Source organism: Acinetobacter sp. P8-3-8 (assembly GCF_000214135.1).
In the GTDB taxonomy this organism is placed as follows: Bacteria; Pseudomonadota; Gammaproteobacteria; order Pseudomonadales; family Moraxellaceae; genus Acinetobacter.
The window spans coordinates 114,659-133,750 of sequence record NZ_AFIE01000001.1 but is presented as its reverse complement, the minus strand read 5'-3'; the positions used below and the strand labels follow the sequence as shown (position 1 = coordinate 133,750).

Annotated in this window: 17 protein-coding genes; 2 read left to right on the top strand and 15 right to left on the bottom strand. The window is 37.3% G+C overall.

The genetic code is table 11. The features are described from left to right. Positions 1–47: 47 nt before the first annotated feature. The 3 genes from GGG_RS20370 to GGG_RS0100605 form a co-directional block, all read right to left on the bottom strand. Positions 48–719: a response regulator transcription factor gene (locus GGG_RS20370; protein WP_010111213.1), complete on the bottom strand. Its 672-nt coding sequence runs from the start codon at positions 717–719 to the stop codon at positions 48–50. Positions 720–835: 116 nt separating this feature from the next. After that, on the bottom strand, positions 836–1,135 hold the full coding sequence (locus GGG_RS0100610) for a DUF1330 domain-containing protein (RefSeq protein ID WP_010111212.1): 300 nt from the start codon (positions 1,133–1,135) through the stop codon (positions 836–838). 125 nt (positions 1,136–1,260) lie between these two features. Further along, positions 1,261–2,673 carry an aldehyde dehydrogenase family protein gene (locus tag GGG_RS0100605; protein WP_010111211.1) on the bottom strand — a complete coding sequence of 471 codons (1,413 nt, stop codon included), beginning with the start codon at positions 2,671–2,673 and terminating at the stop codon, positions 1,261–1,263. 589 nt (positions 2,674–3,262) lie between these two features. Between GGG_RS0100605 and GGG_RS0100600 the strand changes: the two genes are divergently transcribed. Beyond that, a complete protein-coding gene (locus GGG_RS0100600) occupies positions 3,263–4,627 on the top strand; it encodes an MFS transporter (RefSeq protein WP_010111210.1) in 1,365 nt (454 codons plus the stop codon). 893 nt (positions 4,628–5,520) lie between these two features. On the opposite strand, the gene GGG_RS0100595 is transcribed toward GGG_RS0100600, so the two are convergent. The 12 genes from GGG_RS0100595 to paaA all read right to left on the bottom strand — a co-directional run bounded on the left by GGG_RS0100595 (position 5,521) and on the right by paaA (position 16,604). Next, on the bottom strand, positions 5,521–6,123 hold the full coding sequence (locus GGG_RS0100595) for a carbonic anhydrase (RefSeq protein WP_010111209.1): 603 nt from the start codon (positions 6,121–6,123) through the stop codon (positions 5,521–5,523). Between the two features lie 41 nt (positions 6,124–6,164). Beyond that, the gene (gene paaX, locus GGG_RS0100590) at positions 6,165–7,103 is read right to left on the bottom strand and encodes a phenylacetic acid degradation operon negative regulatory protein PaaX (protein ID WP_010111208.1); all 939 of its coding nucleotides are present in this window, start codon (positions 7,101–7,103) and stop codon (positions 6,165–6,167) included. Positions 7,104–7,153: 50 nt separating this feature from the next. After that, the gene (gene paaK / locus GGG_RS0100585) at positions 7,154–8,467 is read right to left on the bottom strand and encodes a phenylacetate--CoA ligase PaaK (RefSeq protein WP_010111207.1); all 1,314 of its coding nucleotides are present in this window, start codon (positions 8,465–8,467) and stop codon (positions 7,154–7,156) included. 72 nt (positions 8,468–8,539) lie between these two features. Further along, positions 8,540–9,754 carry a 3-oxoadipyl-CoA thiolase gene (gene pcaF / locus GGG_RS0100580; RefSeq protein ID WP_010111205.1) on the bottom strand — a complete coding sequence of 405 codons (1,215 nt, stop codon included), beginning with the start codon at positions 9,752–9,754 and terminating at the stop codon, positions 8,540–8,542. A gap of 11 nt (positions 9,755–9,765) precedes the next feature. Further along, positions 9,766–11,337: a 3-hydroxyacyl-CoA dehydrogenase gene (locus tag GGG_RS0100575; RefSeq protein WP_010111203.1), complete on the bottom strand. Its 1,572-nt coding sequence runs from the start codon at positions 11,335–11,337 to the stop codon at positions 9,766–9,768. Positions 11,338–11,339: 2 nt separating this feature from the next. Continuing rightward, on the bottom strand, positions 11,340–12,131 hold the full coding sequence (paaG, locus tag GGG_RS0100570) for a 2-(1,2-epoxy-1,2-dihydrophenyl)acetyl-CoA isomerase PaaG (RefSeq protein WP_010111201.1): 792 nt from the start codon (positions 12,129–12,131) through the stop codon (positions 11,340–11,342). Further along, a complete protein-coding gene (locus GGG_RS0100565) occupies positions 12,131–12,901 on the bottom strand; it encodes an enoyl-CoA hydratase-related protein (RefSeq protein WP_010111199.1) in 771 nt (256 codons plus the stop codon). Before GGG_RS0100565 ends, paaG begins: the two co-directional genes overlap by 1 nt. A gap of 26 nt (positions 12,902–12,927) precedes the next feature. Further along, positions 12,928–13,986 (bottom strand): 1,2-phenylacetyl-CoA epoxidase subunit PaaE, encoded by a 1,059-nt coding sequence (paaE, locus tag GGG_RS0100560; RefSeq protein ID WP_010111198.1) that lies wholly within the window; start codon positions 13,984–13,986, stop codon positions 12,928–12,930. 51 nt (positions 13,987–14,037) lie between these two features. Continuing rightward, a complete protein-coding gene (gene paaD, locus GGG_RS0100555) occupies positions 14,038–14,538 on the bottom strand; it encodes a 1,2-phenylacetyl-CoA epoxidase subunit PaaD (RefSeq protein WP_010111196.1) in 501 nt (166 codons plus the stop codon). Positions 14,539–14,566: 28 nt separating this feature from the next. Continuing rightward, on the bottom strand, positions 14,567–15,322 hold the full coding sequence (paaC, locus tag GGG_RS0100550) for a 1,2-phenylacetyl-CoA epoxidase subunit PaaC (protein ID WP_010111194.1): 756 nt from the start codon (positions 15,320–15,322) through the stop codon (positions 14,567–14,569). A 12-nt stretch (positions 15,323–15,334) separates the two neighbouring features. Further along, on the bottom strand, positions 15,335–15,625 hold the full coding sequence (gene paaB / locus GGG_RS0100545) for a 1,2-phenylacetyl-CoA epoxidase subunit PaaB (protein ID WP_010111192.1): 291 nt from the start codon (positions 15,623–15,625) through the stop codon (positions 15,335–15,337). Between the two features lie 37 nt (positions 15,626–15,662). Further along, entirely contained in the window at positions 15,663–16,604 is a 942-nt protein-coding gene (paaA, locus tag GGG_RS0100540; RefSeq protein WP_010111190.1) for a 1,2-phenylacetyl-CoA epoxidase subunit PaaA, read from the bottom strand. Positions 16,605–16,866: 262 nt separating this feature from the next. Between paaA and paaZ the strand changes: the two genes are divergently transcribed. After that, entirely contained in the window at positions 16,867–18,981 is a 2,115-nt protein-coding gene (gene paaZ / locus GGG_RS0100535) for a phenylacetic acid degradation bifunctional protein PaaZ (RefSeq protein ID WP_010111188.1), read from the top strand. The last annotated feature ends 111 nt before the right edge of the window (positions 18,982–19,092 follow it).

Here is a 19,092-nt window from a genome sequence, read left to right as displayed (position 1 = left end):
AGTCTTGATTAAAAAAAATCATCCTAAAGGATGATTTTGCACTCAATTTAAATTAAATGCGCTAGTTTAGTCACCAGCTGATGCTTGCTCGCAACATCAATTTTTTGAAAAATATGTTGAATATGTGTTTTCACCGTAGACACACTAACAAATAAAGAGTCTGCAATTTGTTGATTATTCTGACCATAACAAATTAATTTGATAATTTGTTGTTCTTTCTTTGTGACCTGATATTGCTCAAGAATAGTTCCATCGACTTGATTATTTTCCTTCACATTCGTTCTAAAATAATGGCTTGCAAACAAATAATAACTCTGTAGAAACTGTAGTTCTGTCGAAGTAAATCGTCCACTTTCATGCGTTCTAATTAAACTTACTCCTTTTACAGGTTTCCCTTGGCATGTGAAATAGAGCTCCACATTGTCTCCAATACAACCTTCATGCATAAATGACTGATATGTTTCTGAGATTTCTTTTTGTTGTGAGAGGACAATGATATTTTTTTTGTTGTTGATATTTTTTTGAATGAACAATGGATCATGTTCTTGCATCTGCCCTAAATAACGTTCAACCATAGGCGCACTGATATTTTTAAAAAAATGTTCAGAAGTCATTAAATTAGATTGAATATTATAAGCAAAGAAACCGTCTATTGATAAAGAGTCAACGATTGCGGAAGTAAAATTGTCAACGAAATTTGACCATGCTTGAAAATTCATAAGTATTCCATACTTTAATACAACTATAACTCAGCAATAAAAATGCCAAAGTTGCTCAACATCCCTGTTTAAATCTATTCCTACTTAAATGCTTCCTGCATTTGTCTGCATAAGGTTCAACCTTCTCGGTGCAGACCCTCAGTCAAGAAAACCATATATTCTGCTGCTAAATCTCGATGTTGCTTTGCTTGTTGATAGGCTGGGCTCTCATACCAAGCACGTGCTTCAGCCATATTTGGAAACTCTAAAATCGCAACCCCATCTGTTTCAATATTTTCTAAAGGCTCAACAGTGCCATAAAAAACAGTAGGTTTAATCGTATGCCCTTCACTTGCTTGTTTTGCAAGCTTTGAATATTGTTTCATTTCATCTTTATTGGTTAATGACTTTCGGATAAATACAATGTACGCACTCATTTTTTTCTCACTAAAAATGAGTTAACAACCTTTCAAGTACCTGAGCTTTTGAAAATATTGTTAACTCTTTAACTTTCACACTGATAAATTACAGAAGCTCGTTCAAAACGCTTTCATCGCTAATTTTATGACGTTGCATATTGAATAGCTTGCTTTTTAGTAAAGAGTAAAAGCCCATCTAAACCAAAGGTATAACCTACACCCGACATTTTCCAACCACCAAATTCAGCATAAGGAGAAACATCGGAATGACTATTAATCCATACCGTTCCTGTTTGCATTTGACTCGCAATTTGCTCTGCTTTGGCAATATCTTTGCTCCATACTGAACCACCCAAAGCATAATGTGACTCATTAGAGTCATGTAACACTTGCTGAATATCTGTAAATTTCACTATAGGTAGGACAGGACCAAATTGTTCAGTCGCAAAAATCTCACTTTCTGCTTTGACATTGGTTAAAATCAAAGGATTCAAGAAATACCCTTTCACAGGTAATTCCACTTCTTTCTGATTTTCTACTTTTGCACCTTGCTGGATTGCATTTTCAATCAAAGCTTTAACTTTTTGATATTGTTTAATGTTTTGTACAGGACCTAAGGTGGTTTTAGGATCTAAACCATCACCCACAATTTGAGCATCTGCAATTTTTGCAAGTTGTGCAACCATTGCATCATAAATAGACTCATGCAGATATAAACGTTTTATACATGCACAAGTTTGCCCCGCATTAAAAAAGGCACTCATAAATATTTTTTGTGCTGTTTGTTCAACATCAATATCGTCTAAAACAATTGCAGCATCATTTCCACCTAATTCAAGCACGACATGACGTAACTCATCTACAGATGCAGCCAAAATCTTTTGCCCTACAGGTGTAGAACCTGTAAAAGTTACTTTTTGAACATCTGGATGATTACTTAATGCAGCACCAACGTCCCCTGCACCCAATACGATGTTACAAACACCTGCGGGTAGATGACGATTCATGATTTCAATCAATCGAATGGTACTTAATGGCGTGAATTCCGAAGGTTTATTTACCACACAATTCTTCGCTTTTAATGCAGGAATAATATGCCAAATTGCAATCATAAATGGCCAATTCCATGGCGTAATTGAAGCCACCACACCTAAAGGTCGATGATAGACTTTCATCTTTTTACCCATTGGATCGGTATGTTCTAAAACGGGTATCTCGAGCTCATTGGTCGCTTGAATCCAATATAAACTCATATCAACTTCCATTTCAGCCAGTGCCAATGGTTTACCTTGTTCCTGAGTAATTAAGGTTGCCAATTCACTACGTGCAGCCTGAATATCGACAGCAATACGATTCAGAATTTCTTTGATCTCGCTATCACTGGTATCTTGCCAAGTCTGAAAAGCTTGCTTTGCACTTGCAATAGCATCATTAACTTGCTCTAGCGTAGCAGAATTACATGCAGTAAAACTTTCTTCAGTTGCAGGATTAATCACATTGATAGCATGTCCTAACCCTTCTACTTGCTTCCCTGCATACAACATTTGATTGTTCATAATCTACCTTTTCATTGAAAGCCAATTTATTGTTTATTTAAATCAACCATTCATCCTTAGTTAAATTGATTTAGATCATAAAAAGTATCTAAAAATTAATATATTCACTTTCAGAACAACTTCATAAAAAACACTGAGCGTGAAAATGCCTATCTTCTGAAAGATCAAAAGAAGTCACTCTTATCTCTTAACGAAATCTTTCAAAATCTAACTTTAGTCACTAAGAACAGCGTGTTTAGCTACACCATTTACTGCCTCTAAAGCACATTTCTGACTAATCACACTCAGAATCCAAAAAATCAATATCATTAATTTATATACAAATATAATTTCATATCAATATTTATTTTTACAAAACAAAATAAATAATTGTTTTAAATAGTAAAAAACATTTAATTAATTTTTTAACAAATTTTTAATGATACTTTTTAATTATTTTTTAATTTTTTGTGTATCTTTTAATTGAAATTTAAAACATAATCATTTTGTGATCAATCATTCATCAACAGGACGTTGTTAAATGACATCGAGATGGCACTCAACATTCACTGTTGAAATTTATCAGGACGATTCTTAAAGGAATTTTTAGATGGAACAATCTATTATTTCACCTGCCCCTGCTACATATCAGGACGTACAAACCACAAAAAAAATTGCACTTGCAACCATCGTCGGTACCACGATCGAGTGGTATGACTATTTCATCTATGCGGCTGTTGCAGGTCTGGTATTTAATCAATTATTTTTTAAACCCGCAGGACCTATTTTCGCTACGCTATTGGTCTTTGCATCTGTAGGTATCAGCTTTATTTTCCGACCATTCGGTGCATTTATTGCAGGTTATTTTGGCGATAAAATCGGTCGAAAAGCGGTTCTCGCAATGACATTAATTATGATGGGTGGGACGACAACGATCATTGGCTTACTGCCGACTTACGATACTATTGGGATTGCAGCCCCTATCATTCTCATTCTACTCAGAATTATGCAAGGAATTTCTGCTGGCGGTGAATGGGGCGGCGCAGTACTCATGGCTGTTGAACATGCACCCACGCATAAACGAGGAATGTTTAGTGCGTTCCCGCAGTTAGGTGTACCACTAGGTTTATTGATTGCTTCTATTGTTTTAGTCGTAATGACCGCCTATGTTTCACCAGGGGATGCTTTTCTTGAATGGGGATGGCAGATACCCTTCTTAATTAGCATACTGTTATTTGGTTTAGGTTACTGGATACGTCGCTCTGTTGAAGAAAGCCCAGTATTTGAAGAACTTAAACTTAAAGGTACCACCCAAAAACCAATAAAAACTCTATTTTCAGAATATAAGAAAATTGTGTTTACATCGGCACTACTGATTGCAGGCACAACAGCGCTTGGTTATATGACTGCTGGAGGCTTTATTCAAAGCTACACCACAAAACCTCAAGGTTTGGCTTTAGATCGCCCAACAATTTTATTTCTCGTCAGTATTTCTGCACTTATTTGGACTTTTTTCACATGGTTCTCAGCTGTACTTTCTGACAAATTTGGTCGAAAACCAATCTATATTTTGGGCTCACTGATTCAAGTTTTAACAGCATTAACACTCTTTCCACTCATCAGTACGGGTGAATATATTTACATCATGCTGGCATTGGCATTGTTATCTACTGGTATTGGAATTACTTATGGCGTTCAAGCTGTTTTTTATTCTGAACTTTTTCCTGCATCGATACGCTTCTCAGGTATTTCTATTACCTATGCCATAGGATCAATTATGGGTGGCGCATTTGCACCATTAATAGCAGCAGCGTTAATTACTAAATCTAACGGTATATTTTTAGTCAGCACTTATCTTACCATCATGTCGATTATTGCATTTATTGCGATCTGTTTATTTAAAGACCGTACAGGTATTTCGCTTAAACCAGATGATGAAGCTTTACAAAAAGTCTCACCATTCATAGGAAAGTAAATTCCCTAAAATTTAAAATTCACTTCTATCCCTCATATATAGTAACTCACTGTATATGGGGATTTAGTTTCATTTTATTCAATGTCAATAATTAAAAATTATATTTATAATATACATATCGTCAAGCTGCCTAGTTCTTCATACAGATGATGCAAGCCTTTAATCTAAAATAAAGTGAGTTAATAGATGTATATACTTTACAACGGTTAGGCTATAGTGTTGAATAATAAAATCCAAAACAAAAATTCATACTAAGCCAATGAATTAAAATAATTTAAATTAGAGGAATATTATTAAATTTTAAAAATTAGTTTCTTATGAGATATTATATATAGAAAATACATAGCTCGAAATCAGCGAGTATATTAATAGAAAATCACATCACCCTATTTATGATAAAAATTAAAATGAATGTAAAAATATTAAGATTTATGAGCTTCCCTGCACAAAAAAACTCAAAAATGAATTGTTAATATAACGTCAGTTCGGGATAAACTTTAATGTAAGTTATTGAAAAGATAGATCAAGCACAACGGAGTCTTACCGTTTAAAGTCAAAAGCAAGGATTAACCTTCGGTTCGACCTGAGAGGTATTACCTCGCAAGGCTTTCGGGAAAAGTAGGCAAAACCATTTGTCAGTCGCCAACTCGACAAATATTATCAAGTACCTAATATATTGCAAAAACAGTATATTGCAGATCTTGCGGAATGTATTCCTCATGCCTCGAACTATGCGACTGACGTTTCCGCGTATCATATAGTTGGGAACATATCTTATCTCGAACTCAGGTTAATATAAAGTCTTTAGAACTTTCGTTTCTTGCGGGCGTGATTCAAACCGAAACATATGAATTTATCCATTTAAATGTTCGGTCTAAATATAAAAAGTGAATTTACTCAATATGCGCTTTTATTTTATGATCAGCTTGAAAGTCCTTATAAGTCTTACGCCCTTCAATCTCATACGTTAATGGCTCAACTTCCTGCATAGATGTCAAAGACCGCTCCACTAAATAAATATATTCTTGAGTACCTTTATTTTTCCATTCAAGCTCTTTATCTGTCAAAGAGCGGATAACCTTCGCAGGACTTCCTATAGCTAAAACATTTGCTGGAATATGGTCTTCAGTTTTAACTAAACTATTTGCCCCAATAATGCTATTTTCACCAATTTCAGCAAAATCTAAAATAACGCTATTCATTCCAACCAATACATTTTTACGAATCACACAACCATGTAAAATTGCAGCATGTCCAATATGACCATACTCTTCAACTAAAGTGACACTGTTTGGAAATCCATGAATAACGCAAGAATCTTGAATATTGGCATTTTTCTGAATATGAATCCTACCAAAATCAGCTCTTAAAGCCGCAAAAGGTCCAATATAAACACCATCCTCGACAATTACATCACCGATTAAAACAGCTGTAGGATGAACAAAAGCTTGAGGACTAACAACAGGAACGACCTGATCTATTGCATAGCACGGCATTAAAATTATCCTTAAAAATTCAATCCATTAAATATAGAAAACTAACTTAACTCTTCGATTTTTAAACCACCGAAACGCTTATAAAACTGAGGGTGTATTGGTGGCATTGAACCTTCAGATGTACGTGCAACTTCCATAAAGAAATCTTCACCTGCACTCGCCACCATTTGGTATAAATTACTACTTAAATTTCTTGCATTCAGTGATAACCAGTTTGAAGGTAACAATTCTGATGGTAGATCTGGATCTTTTAACAAAATTCGACGGAATTGATGAATCAACAAAATACGTAGCTGAAAAGCTTGTACTGCATCTAAATCGTCTGTATTTTCAATTAAATTTAAAAACTCACGAAAATCTCGAATAAACTTCTCATAACGTGAATGCAATTCCTGAATTGGCCAATTGGCTTCGACCATACGTTTAACTGTTGGATACGATTCTTGCCAAAGCTGTAACGCTTCCGCTTTAAAAATCACAACTTGGTCGGTCATATTTAAATTCAGCAATAAATTCTGCAATTTCAAATGATCACAACCAGGATATGCCATGACATTGCTGGCAATCGTTGCGAAACCAATCCATTCCAACTCTTTCTTTAAAACCAACTTATTTTCTAAATCTAAAGAACTTAATAAAATCAAATCCCACTTTTGATCCCAATCCACATGGTTGAAATTGTAGATCTTCGCATCTGCTTGGACAAAACGTTGTCTGCTACTTTCCGTCACTCGATAATAACTCGTGCGACCTATTTTTTCAGAAACCAGCCAACCATTTTGCACCAAACGAAATACTGCTGTACGTACTGAACGCTCATTGAATCCAAAAACATCCATTAACTGGATCAAGCTTGCTAAACTGATGATGCCACCATGATGATAAATACAATCACCAAAAACGGTCATGATCAGCGAAGTACCACTCAATGATTCATTCGCGATAAAATCATCAATTGCTTGTTTTAATTTTGGATTCATAATGTTTAACGATGACCTTAAATAATAAGTTACAACAATATCTCAACAGCTTAAGCTGTCTTAGAGTTTATCTGATCGGGTTGACGAATATCAAAAACCCGTTGAGCTTTACCATCTGAACGAGGCAAATGCCCTTCTGGTAATATTTCTATACCAACGGTAATTCCCACCATAGTTTTAATTCGACTCTTTAATTGATTTGCTAATTGTGTCGTCATATCTTGCGGAATATCTTTACGCATCTCAGTACGAATATGTAATGTATCTAAATGACCATGCTTACATATATGAATTTCGTAGTTTGGCAAAAGTTGTGAGATTTGTAAAATCTGCTCCTCAATTTGTGATGGAAATACATTCACACCACGAATAATCATCATATCATCACTACGCCCAACGATCTTGTCCATTCTGCGCATTGGTCGTGCAGTTCCAGGCAATAATCGTGTCAAATCACGAGTACGATAACGAATAACTGGCATTCCTTCCTTAGTAATAGTGGTAAATACCAATTCACCTAATTCACCATCTGCCAATACTTCGCCAGTTTCTGGATGAATAATTTCAGGGTAAAAATGGTCTTCCCAAATGGTCGGTCCATCTTTACTTTCGAGACATTCCATTGCAACACCCGGCCCCATTACTTCTGAAAGCCCGTAAATATCTAATGCGTCAATACCTAAACGCTCTTCAATTTCTTTACGCATTTCATTGGTCCAAGGTTCTGCACCAAACACACCAGTCTTAATTGAACAATTTCTTGCAGTACCAAATTTTTTCTCAAGTACTTCAATAATATTTAAACAATAAGATGGTGTCACCATGATTGCAGTAGGCTTAAAATCTTGAATTAATTGAACTTGCTTTTCTGTCTGACCGCCAGACATTGGAATAACAGTCGCACCTAAACGCTCAACACCATAATGAGCGCCTAAACCACCTGTAAACAAACCATAACCATATGATACTTGGATAATATCTTTACTTGATAACCCAGCAGCACGTAAAGAACGAGCAACAACATCTGACCAAGTTTGGATATCATTTTTCGTATATCCGACTACAGTCGGTTGGCCTGTTGTTCCAGAAGAAGCATGTACACGTACAATTTGCTCTTGAGGCACTGCAAACATGCCAAAAGGATAATTATCTCTTAAATCTTTTTTGGTGGTGAATGGAAACTTTGCCAAATCCGCTAAAGTTTTCAAATCATCTGGATGCACGCCTGCGTCATCAAACTTTTTACGATATACAGGGCTATTTTGGTATGCATGTTGCAAAGTTTTTTTCATTCTTTGCAATTGTACATGACGTAATTCATCAAGTGATGCTGTTTCGATTTGTTCCAATGCATTGTTATTCATGCGCTTACTCCCTGAACAACCATCCTCTGGTTGTTAGCTTAATATCCTTGGTTAAATGACTAATCTAGCTTTTTAGACATCAATATTTTCAAGTATCAGTGCAACACCTTGCCCAACACCCACACACATTGTACAAAGTGCATATTTTCCTTTACGGCGTTTTAACTCTTTCATCGCTGTGATCACTAAACGTGTACCACTCATACCCAACGGATGACCCAATGCGATTGCACCACCATTTGGATTGACCCGCGCATCGTCATCTTCTAGTCCAAGCTCTCGCATAACAGCTAGTGACTGCGCAGCGAAGGCCTCATTCAATTCAATGATATCCATTTGATCTAAACTTAAACCAGCAAGCTTTAATACTTTTTCTACAGCGGGCACAGGACCTATACCCATATATTTAGCTTCTACGCCTGCACTTGCTGTTGCAATAATTTTAGCCAAAGGTTGTAACTTATTTGCAGCTGCAAATGTCTCGTTTGCCAATATTACACATGCTGCACCATCATTTACGCCTGATGCATTACCAGCCGTAACAGAACCATTCTCTTTACGAAATGGCGTTTTTAATTTTGCCAATGCTTCAAGTGTAGTATCCGCTCGTGGATGTTCATCTTCAGTTATACGAATCACATTTTTTTTACGATCTGTTATTTCTACAGGTAAAATTTCTTCTGCAAAAATACCGTTTTGCTGAGCAACTGCTGTTTTTTGTTGGCTTCGATATGCAAATAAATCCTGATCCGCACGGCCAATCTTATATTTTTCAGCTACATTTTCGGCAGTTTCAGGCATGCTATCCACACCAAAATTTGCTTTAAACTTTGGATTAATAAAACGCCAACCAATCGTAGTATCATAAATAGCCGGTGTACGACTGAATGCTGTTTCAGGTTTAGACTGGACAAATGGAGCACGACTCATCGACTCTACACCACCAGCCAAAATGAATTGCGCTTCGCCAGATTTAATTGAACGAAATGCTAAGCCAATTGCGTCTAAGCCAGATGCACATAAACGATTGACAGTAATTGCAGGGACTGAGTCTGGAAGTCCAGCCAACAATGAAGCCATACGTGCCACATTACGATTATCTTCACCAGCTTGATTGGCACAACCCAAAATCACTTCATCGAGTAAATCCCATGCTAACTCAGGATGTTGTTGTTTAAAATATTGAATAGGTAATGCAGCCAAATCGTCTGTACGAATACCACTTAAAGCACCTGCATAACGTCCAATCGGTGTACGAATTGCATCACAAATAAAAACTTGATCCATAAGAGTATTCCCTATCCTGCTTGCTTCAAAACACTACTGGCTATTTCTGGCAATCCTAAAATTGCAGCTTTTTTTCTCAAATATAAACTTGGTCGATAACGTTCTTCAGCATATATCCGATATAGATTTTCCAAAGTAGTCAATACATGATCAAAACCAATTTGTTCAGCCCATTGGAAAGGCCCCTGCGGATAATTCACACCAAACTTCATCGCAGAATCAATATCTTGTTCAGTAGCAATATGATGTAATACCGCCTCACATGCTTCATTGATGAGCATTGCGATTGTACGAGTTACATAAAGTCCAGGATTGTCTTTTGTCCAAATCGTCTGAATACCACATGTTAAAAATAGTTGCGTTACTTTATCGCAGTCATTTTGGCTACATGCAGGAGAAGCTGTCACAACTACAGCTTTAGCTTTCTGCCAATCTGCATGCCAATCCATTAAAATAACTTTTTCATTTATACAATCAATTTCAACAGATTCGCCTTGAGTGAACCGTAAATAAACATCTTCAATTTGAATTACACTTTGTTTTGAATCAGCATTTTGTTTGGCTTCGATATAAGCAATATCAATTGCTGATTCAAGCTTGAATCTTTGAATAAGTTCCACAAACTTTTCTGAATGATCATGTATTTTCAGACTAATTTTCAGTGAATCTTGTTTTGATATTTCAGGTATTGCATAAATTGGTGTTCGCTGTTCCTGACGGTAATCATAAAAGCCTTGTTGACTTTTACGACCATAACAACCTGCATCTACAAGTTCTTTTTGAATCAATGATGGGCGATAGCGCGGTTCATAGAAAAATTCTTGATACACACTTTGTGTTACTGAGAAATTAACATCTTGACCAATTAAATCAGTTAATTCGCATGGCCCCATGGCAAAGCGGCCACATTCACGAAAAATATAATCAAGTTGCTCAACTGTAGTTACATTTTCTTGTAGCGCCCTAAAAGCCTCCGCATAGTATGGACGTGCAACACGATTCACAATAAAACCAGGTGTAGATTTTGCGTTAACTGGCACTTTATTCCATTGCTTCATTAATTCAAATAATGCATTCGCTATACTTGCGGAAGTTTTCAAACCTTGCACGATCTCTACCAGTTTCATTACAGGCGCAGGATTAAAAAAATGCAAACCCACAACACGTTCTGGAAATGGAATCGCTGAAGCAATTGCTGTAATTGAAATAGATGAAGTATTCGAGGCAAAAATGGTTGTTTCAGAACAGATCGTAGCAAGTTTTTGAAATAAATTTTGTTTTACTTCTTTCTTTTCTACAATCGCTTCAACAATTAAATTCGCTTGTGCCAGTTGTTGAATATCAGCAACAATGGTCAAGTTCCCAAGTGTGCTCTCCAACTGCTGTTGTGTCATTTTTGCTATTTGCACACGCTTATTTAATTGTGCTGTCAGTTGCTCCAAAGCATCTTGAGCTTTGCTATTATCTAAATCAAAAATGAACGTTTGATGTCCATGCATTGCAGCCAATTGAGCGATACCCATTCCCATGGTACCTGCCCCAATGACAGCAACTGTAGCCTGCTGTAAATTGAGTTTTTCCATGATTAGCACCCTTTATATTCAGGAGTACGTTTATGCATAAATGCTTGTACTCCTTCTTTATAGTCACTAGATCGACCTGCTAAGCGTTGTAAATCACGTTCTAAAATCAATTGATCATCTAGATTATTATGTGCAGATGCATGAATCGCTTTTTTAATCAAAGATAATCCATAGGTTGGTTGTTTAGCCAAATGGCTCGCCATTTTCTCAGCTTCAACTTTGAGTTGTTCATCATCTACAGTACGCCAAATCATGCCGAGTTGAACTGCTTGCTCCGCTGGTATTTTATCACCTAATAGAGCCAAGCCCATTGCCTGTGCACGACCAACTAAACGTGGTAAAAACCATGTACCGCCAGAATCAGGAACCAAACCCAAGCGACAAAATGCTTGAATAAATGTTGCAGATTTTGCTGCTAATACAATATCGCAAGCCAACGCAATATTTGCACCTGCACCTGCTGCAACACCATTCACCGCACAAATCACTGGTTTTGGCATTTCAGTAATCAATTTAATTAATGGGTTATAATATTTTTCAATCGATAAACCTAAATCTGGTGCATCTGCATTTGGATCAACCACACGATCATTCAAATCTTGACCTGCACAAAAACCACGACCTTCAGCAGAAATAACAACAGTACGAATATTCTGATCTTTAGACCATGCTTTCAACACTTGTGAAACTTCTTTATGCATCACTTCATTGAAACTGTTCAGTTGCTTTGGTCGATTAAAAGTTAAATAACCAACAGCATCTTTTTCTACAGCAATAATTGTTTGGTAGTCCATTACACACCTCTAAACTCTGGTTTTCTTTTCTCTAAAAATGCATTAATGCCTTCTTGCCGATCTTGCGTTGCAGCGAGCCAGACAAAATGCTGTCGTTCGAGCTTCAAGCCTTGGCTTAAAGTGACTTCATGGATTGATTTCAATGATTGTTTAATAACGCGAATCGCCAGTGGGGCTTGTTTTGCAATTTTTCCCGCTAGTTCAATAGCATATTCAACAGTTAAAGCTGTTGGGCAAATTTGACTACTTATGCCATATTGTTGCGCCATTTCAGCCGAGATTAACTCTCCTGTCATCGCCCAACGCATGGCAAGTTGCTGTCCTACCAAACGAGCTAAACGCTGTGTACCGCCTGCTCCTGGAAGCATACCTAAACCAATTTCAGGCAATGCAAATTGAGCATTTTCACCTGTTAAAATAATGTCACCATGCAATGCCAACTCAAAACCAGCACCGAGTGCAAAACCATTTACAGCGATGATGATCGGTTTAGAAAACTCATCAATTTTTTTCCACAACAAAGGACGCTGATCTTGTTGGATAGATACCACATCTAATTGTGCTAATTCATTTAAATCAGCACCTGCGGCAAAGCATTGAGTATTCCCTGTAATAACCACCGTTTTAACGGCTAGATCCAAATCAATGCTATGCAACACGTCTACGAGTTCTTGCAATGTTGCATTATTGAGCGCATTTCGTTTTTCAGGACGATTCAACTCAATGAGCATCACACCAACTTTTACTAAACTCGTTTTTAAGTAATCCATGATCGATCTCCCTATCTCCGTCGCATTTATTCGTCAAAACTCAAACGGACATTTGCTGTAGTTGGGAGAGCTTGGCAACTCAGTACGTATCCTTTTTCAATTTCTTCTGGTTCAAGACTATAGTTAATCGCCATTTCAACTTGACCTTCAATGACCTTACATTTACAGGTCGCACAAACACCGCCTTTACATGCGTATGGCAAATCTGCGCCTGCACGTAAAGCGGCATCTAAAATACTGTCATCTTGTTTCGATACTTCGACAATTAATTCACGACCATCAAGAATAATATTGACCTTTTCTTCATTACGACTTTCGATTTGTTTTGCAGTCGCTTTTGGCGCAGAACCTGTATTAAAGCGTTCTGTGTGAATTTTATTACGCGCGATTCCCAATTCAGGTAGAACTGTTTCAACCGCTTCCATCATTTCATCTGGACCACATGCAAAACAATGATCTACGTTGGTATTAATCAAATCAGCTTTAAATAACAAATGCAGCTTTTCAGCGTCAATACGCCCATTGAACAATGCACTATCATTCATTTCCCGTGAGAAAATATTAACCAACTGAAAACGCTCTTTAAAACGATCTTTCAAATCCATAATTTGTTCAGAAAACATGGTTTGTTTCCATGAACGATTGCCGTAAATTAACGTAAAACTAGCATCAGCCTGTTGCAACAACACCGATTTAACAATAGATAAAATAGGCGTAATACCACTTCCCGCAGCAAAACCTAAATAGTTTTGACCACCAGTTTTGGCTGCTTTTTGGAAAAAAATGCCTTGTGGAGGCATGACTTCTAATTGATCGCCTACTTTTAAATTATCATTCGCCCATGTTGAAAATTGCCCTTGATCAATTTTTTTAATCGCAATACTGATATCTTCTTGAATATCACTGCAAATTGAGTAACAACGGCGAATTTCTCCATCTTCGGTTAAATGACGAATTGTCAAATGTTGTCCTGGTTGATATTGAAAACTTTGCTGTTGATCAGTTGTCAAATCAAAAGCGATACAAATAGCCTGCTCAGTTTGCGGCGTAATCGACTTTATTTTTAGTGGTAAAAATTGGCTCATGTTAAAATCCCTCTCATTTTGACAACGCAAAGTACAATTTAAGTTGTTCAATTAAATACATTTGAAGTAGTCAAAAGGTTCTAAGCAGTCTTGGCATTGGTATAAAGCTTTGCATGCAGTTGAACTAAATTCGCTTAATAATTTGGTTTGTAGACTATGACAATGTGGGCACTCAATCCCATCAGATAGTGCAACATGTGTACCACAGCTATGTGCTTCACCTTTTGGTGGTGCAATACCATACTTTTTCAATTTGTCTTTACCATCTTGACTCATCCAGTCTGTTGTCCAAGCTTCTGATAAATCGACAATCACTTTAACGGGAGTTAATGCATGTTTAGTAAAAGCTTGTTCGATCTCGTCTTTTAAAACGTCGGTTGCTGGACAACCGCTATATGTCGGTGTGAGTCGAACCACAATTTCATCTTGCTGATTCAAATCCACACCACGAATCATGCCCAAATCCACCACAGACAATACTGGAATTTCAGGGTCTGAGATTTGCTGTAAAATATCCCAACATTGTTCGGTACAGTGTCGAATCAAATTCATGTGGTTCACTCCTTGTGAATAACAGAACTTACCAATTCATATTTGGATAAGTACGTTGCATATATTGCAGTTCAGCCAACACGAAGCCCAAATGTTCGGTATGTAAGCCTTGTTTTGCACCACTGCGATAAGCACCTGTTTCAGGTAAATGAAGTTCAAAACGCTGTAATTCTGCAGAAACTTGCTCAAGCCACGTTGCTTTTAACTGCTCAATATCTGGAATTAAACCTTGCTCAACCAATTGCTTTTCATCTACTGTTAAAACAAAAAGTTCTGCCGTAAAACGCCATAACTCATTTAAACCCTGTTGTGTCTTTTCATGTGCTTCAACAGTACCTAAACTTAAGCGCTCCATCCAAGTCGTAGAAAAACGTAAGTGATACTTCACTTCACGCAAAGATTTGAGTGCAAATGCTGCCAACTTCTCATGTTGACTATTGATGAGTGAAGCAAATAATAAATGATGGTAATGATCAACCAACCATTGACGTACAATAGTCTGGGCAAAATCACAGTTAGGTTGCTCACATAACAACAAATTGCGATATTCACGTTCTGTACGTAAGAAAGCCAATTGGTCTTCATCACGTCCTAAACCTTCAACTTCACCTGCAAGACTCAACACAGTCCGTGCTTGCCCTAATAAATCTAGGCCGATATTGGCTAAAGCAATATCCAGCTCTAACTCTGGTGCATGTCCACACCACTCAGACAAACGATGCGATAAAATAAGTTGACTATCACCCAAATGTAATAGGAACTGTGTAAATGTTGAATTACTCATTTCACTCTCCCTTTACATGTGCTCAATGCCATTTGGAATATTATAGAAAGTTGGATGGCGATAAACCTTATCTTGCGCTGGTTCAAAAAATTCTTCTTTTTCATCTGGTTGTGACGATGTAATCAACTCAGATTTTACAACCCAAATGCTTATCCCTTCATTTCTACGGGTATAAACATCACGTGCATTTTGCAAAGCAATTTCAGCATCTGGAGCACGTAAACTTCCAACATGACGGTGGCTTAAACCCTGTTTACTGCGTACAAAAACTTCAAATAATGACCAATGATTTTTATTATCCATGAGATATCCTTCCTTAAATTTTGAGTTAAATACTGACTTAAGCAACTTTGTTGATCTGTTGTTCTTGCTGCTTTCTCGCATAAACAGCAGCCGTATCACGTACCCATTTTCCACCATCCCATGCCTTACGACGTGCTTCTATACGCTCGTGATTGCACGGACCTTTGCCTGCAAGAACATCAAAAAATTCATCCCAATTGATTTCCCCAGACTCATAGTGCCCAGTCTCTTCATTAAAACGTAAATCTGGATCTGGTACGGTTAGACCTAACATCAAGACTTGCGGCACAGTGTTATCAACAAACTTCTGACGCAACGCATCATTACTAAATAATTTAATTTTCCATTGCATGCTCTGCGCACTATTAGGAGAATTATCATCACTCGGACCAAACATCATTTGCGCAGGCCACCAAAAACGATTCACTGCATCTTGAGCAAGCTGTTTCTGCTCAGGTGTGCCATTCGCCAATTGCATCATGGCTTCAAAACCTTGACGCTGATGGAAACTTTCCTCCTTACAAACTCGAACCATAGCTCGTGCATAAGGCCCATAAGAAGTCCGACACAAAGCCACTTGGTTTACGATTGCAGCACCATCAACCAACCAACCAATTGCAGCAACATCCGCCCAAGTTAAAGTTGGATAATTGAAAATAGATGAGTATTTCATTTGCCCTGCAATAAGCTTATCCATCATTTCATCACGGTCAGCACCCAAAGTTTCTGCCGCACTGTATAAATACAATGCATGACCCGCTTCATCTTGAACTTTAGCAAGTAATACAGCTTTACGTTTCAAGCTAGGCGCACGAGTAATCCAATTCCCTTCAGGCAACATTCCAACAACTTCTGAATGTGCATGTTGCCCAATTTGGCGAATCAGTGTTTTACGATATGCATCTGGCATCCAATCTTTTGCTTCAATTGAAATATCCTTTTCGATAGCTTGATCAAAATCTTGCTGATGATTTTTCATGGTGTCCTTCACTTATCCCAAGTGTCTATGCATTAAAATTAAAACGATACAAAATAAAAATCAATAATTATTTTTTAGTATCATAAATATTTATTGCAAGAATATCACCAACCAACTGTTTTAATTAAATTTTAAATAAAAATAAATTTTCATATCTTCAATATTTGATAAAAAATATTTGACAATTCCTATTTTAAGGAACAAATTACAAAACATAAAAATCTATTTTTTTAAAAAAGTGTATCGTAAAAGGAGTTTAACAATGCTTGAATTGGATACTGACGTAAATACTGCGGAACAACGAGATTCCAACCAACAGTTCACAGCCACAGCACTCAAAAAATTAAGTTCTTTAGTCAACGGCCGAGACTATATTGCACAACAGGATTTTCGTACGGTCTATCACGCGATAACGGGTGAAGCTATTTATGAAGTAAGTAGCCATGGTATTGATACCAAAGCTATTGTCGAGTTTGCAAAACAAAAAGGTTCTGCTATTGCAGCATTAACCTTTCACGAACGTGCCAACGCCTTAAAACAAGTTGCACAATATTTATTGGAACGTAAAGAAAACTATTATGCTCTTTCTAAAGCTACAGGTTGTACACGTAAAGATGCATGGGTCGATATTGAAGGTGGTATAGCAACGCTTTTTGCTTATTCTAGTTTGGTTCGACGTGAACTGAGCGATGAAACGATTTTAATTGAAGATGCTTGGATTCCTTTATCTAAAAACGGTACTTTTGGCGCAAAGCATATTCTGAGTGCGAAAGCAGGTGTTGCAGTCCATATCGATGCTTTTAACTTCCCGATTTGGGGGATGTTAGAAAAAATTGCTCCGACGCTTCTAGCAGGTGTTCCTTGTATTGTAAAACCAGCAACTGAAGGCTCAGAAATGACGCATGCTGTTGTTAAAGACATCCTTCAAAGTGGTTTTTTACCTGAAGGCGCTTTGCAATTAATTTGCGGACAAACCTATGATTTATTTGAGTATTTAACACCACAAGATACTGTCACATTTACAGGATCTGCTGCAACAGGTCAAAAACTACGTGCACACCCACATCTCAATCAATACTCAATTCCATTCACTATGGAGGCAGATTCAGTCAATAGTGCTATCCTGACTGAAAATGCTAATGATGAAACGATCGATTTATTTGTTCGTGAAATATTCCGAGAAATGACTTCTAAAGCTGGTCAAAAATGTACTGCGATTCGCCGTGCTTTTATTCCAACTAAGTTAGTCGACACTGTGCAAAGCCGTTTGATTGCAAAACTGCAAAAAGTTGTTATTGGCAATCCTGAACATGAACATGTCACAATGGGGGCATTGGCAAGTATTAAGCAAAAATATGATGTCGCTGAAAAAGTTGAACAACTTAGCCAAGAAGCGGAAATCGTTTTCGGTAGCCATCTACGCCATGACTTTGAAATTCAGACTGAAAATGTAGAAAAAAGTGCATTTTACCCACCTACTGTTTTACTTTGCAAACAACCTAGCCAAGCCCAAACGATTCATCAAATTGAAGCATTTGGCCCAGTTGTAACCTTAATGCCATATACTAATATCGATGAACTAGCTTCCCTCGTTGCTCGTGGCGAAGGTAGTTTGGTCGCATCAGTCATGCGAAATACCGATCAAAATATCGAACAAATCATTGCTAAAGTCGCACCTTGGCATGGTCGTGTACATATTTTAGATGCGGAAAGTGCTAAAGAAAGTACAGGACATGGCTCTCCACTTCCGCACTTAGTACATGGTGGTCCTGGACGTGCAGGTGGTGGTGAAGAACTCGGTGGATTACGTGCTGTAAAACACTATATGCAACGTACTGCTATTCAAGGTTCGCCTAGTGTAATGACACAAATTAGTCATAGCTGGACGATTGGTTCTGAAGTTTTTGAAGATCGTGTACATCCATTTAAAAAATCATTTGATGAATTACGCATTGGTGAACGCTTACTTACTGCACGCCGAACTGTAACTGAAGCAGATATTGTGAATTTTGCTTGCTTGAGTGGTGACCACTTCTATGCGCATATGGACAAAATTGCAGCAGCAAATTCGTTGTTTGGTGACCGTGTTGCACATGGTTATTTCATTGTTTCAGCTGCTGCTGGATTATTTGTTGATGCAGCGCCTGGCCCTGTTATAGCGAACTACGGTATGGACAATTTACGTTTTGTAGAGCCTGTAAAAATTGGTGATACAATTCATGTTGAACTTACATGTAAACAAAAAACGCCTAAACCGCACAAAGATCTTTCACAACCAGCGCATGGTGTCGTTGTTTGGGATATCAAAGTCAAAAACCAACGTGATGAACTTGTAGCGACTTATGACATTCTCACTTTAGTCGAACGAGCAGCTTAAAACATTGAATAACTGAGCTAGATGAATATTTTATATTTATCTAGCATTGCAGCACTCAATGTTAAATAGCAATATTCTCAATCTGACACTTTCACTTCAATTTTAATCATT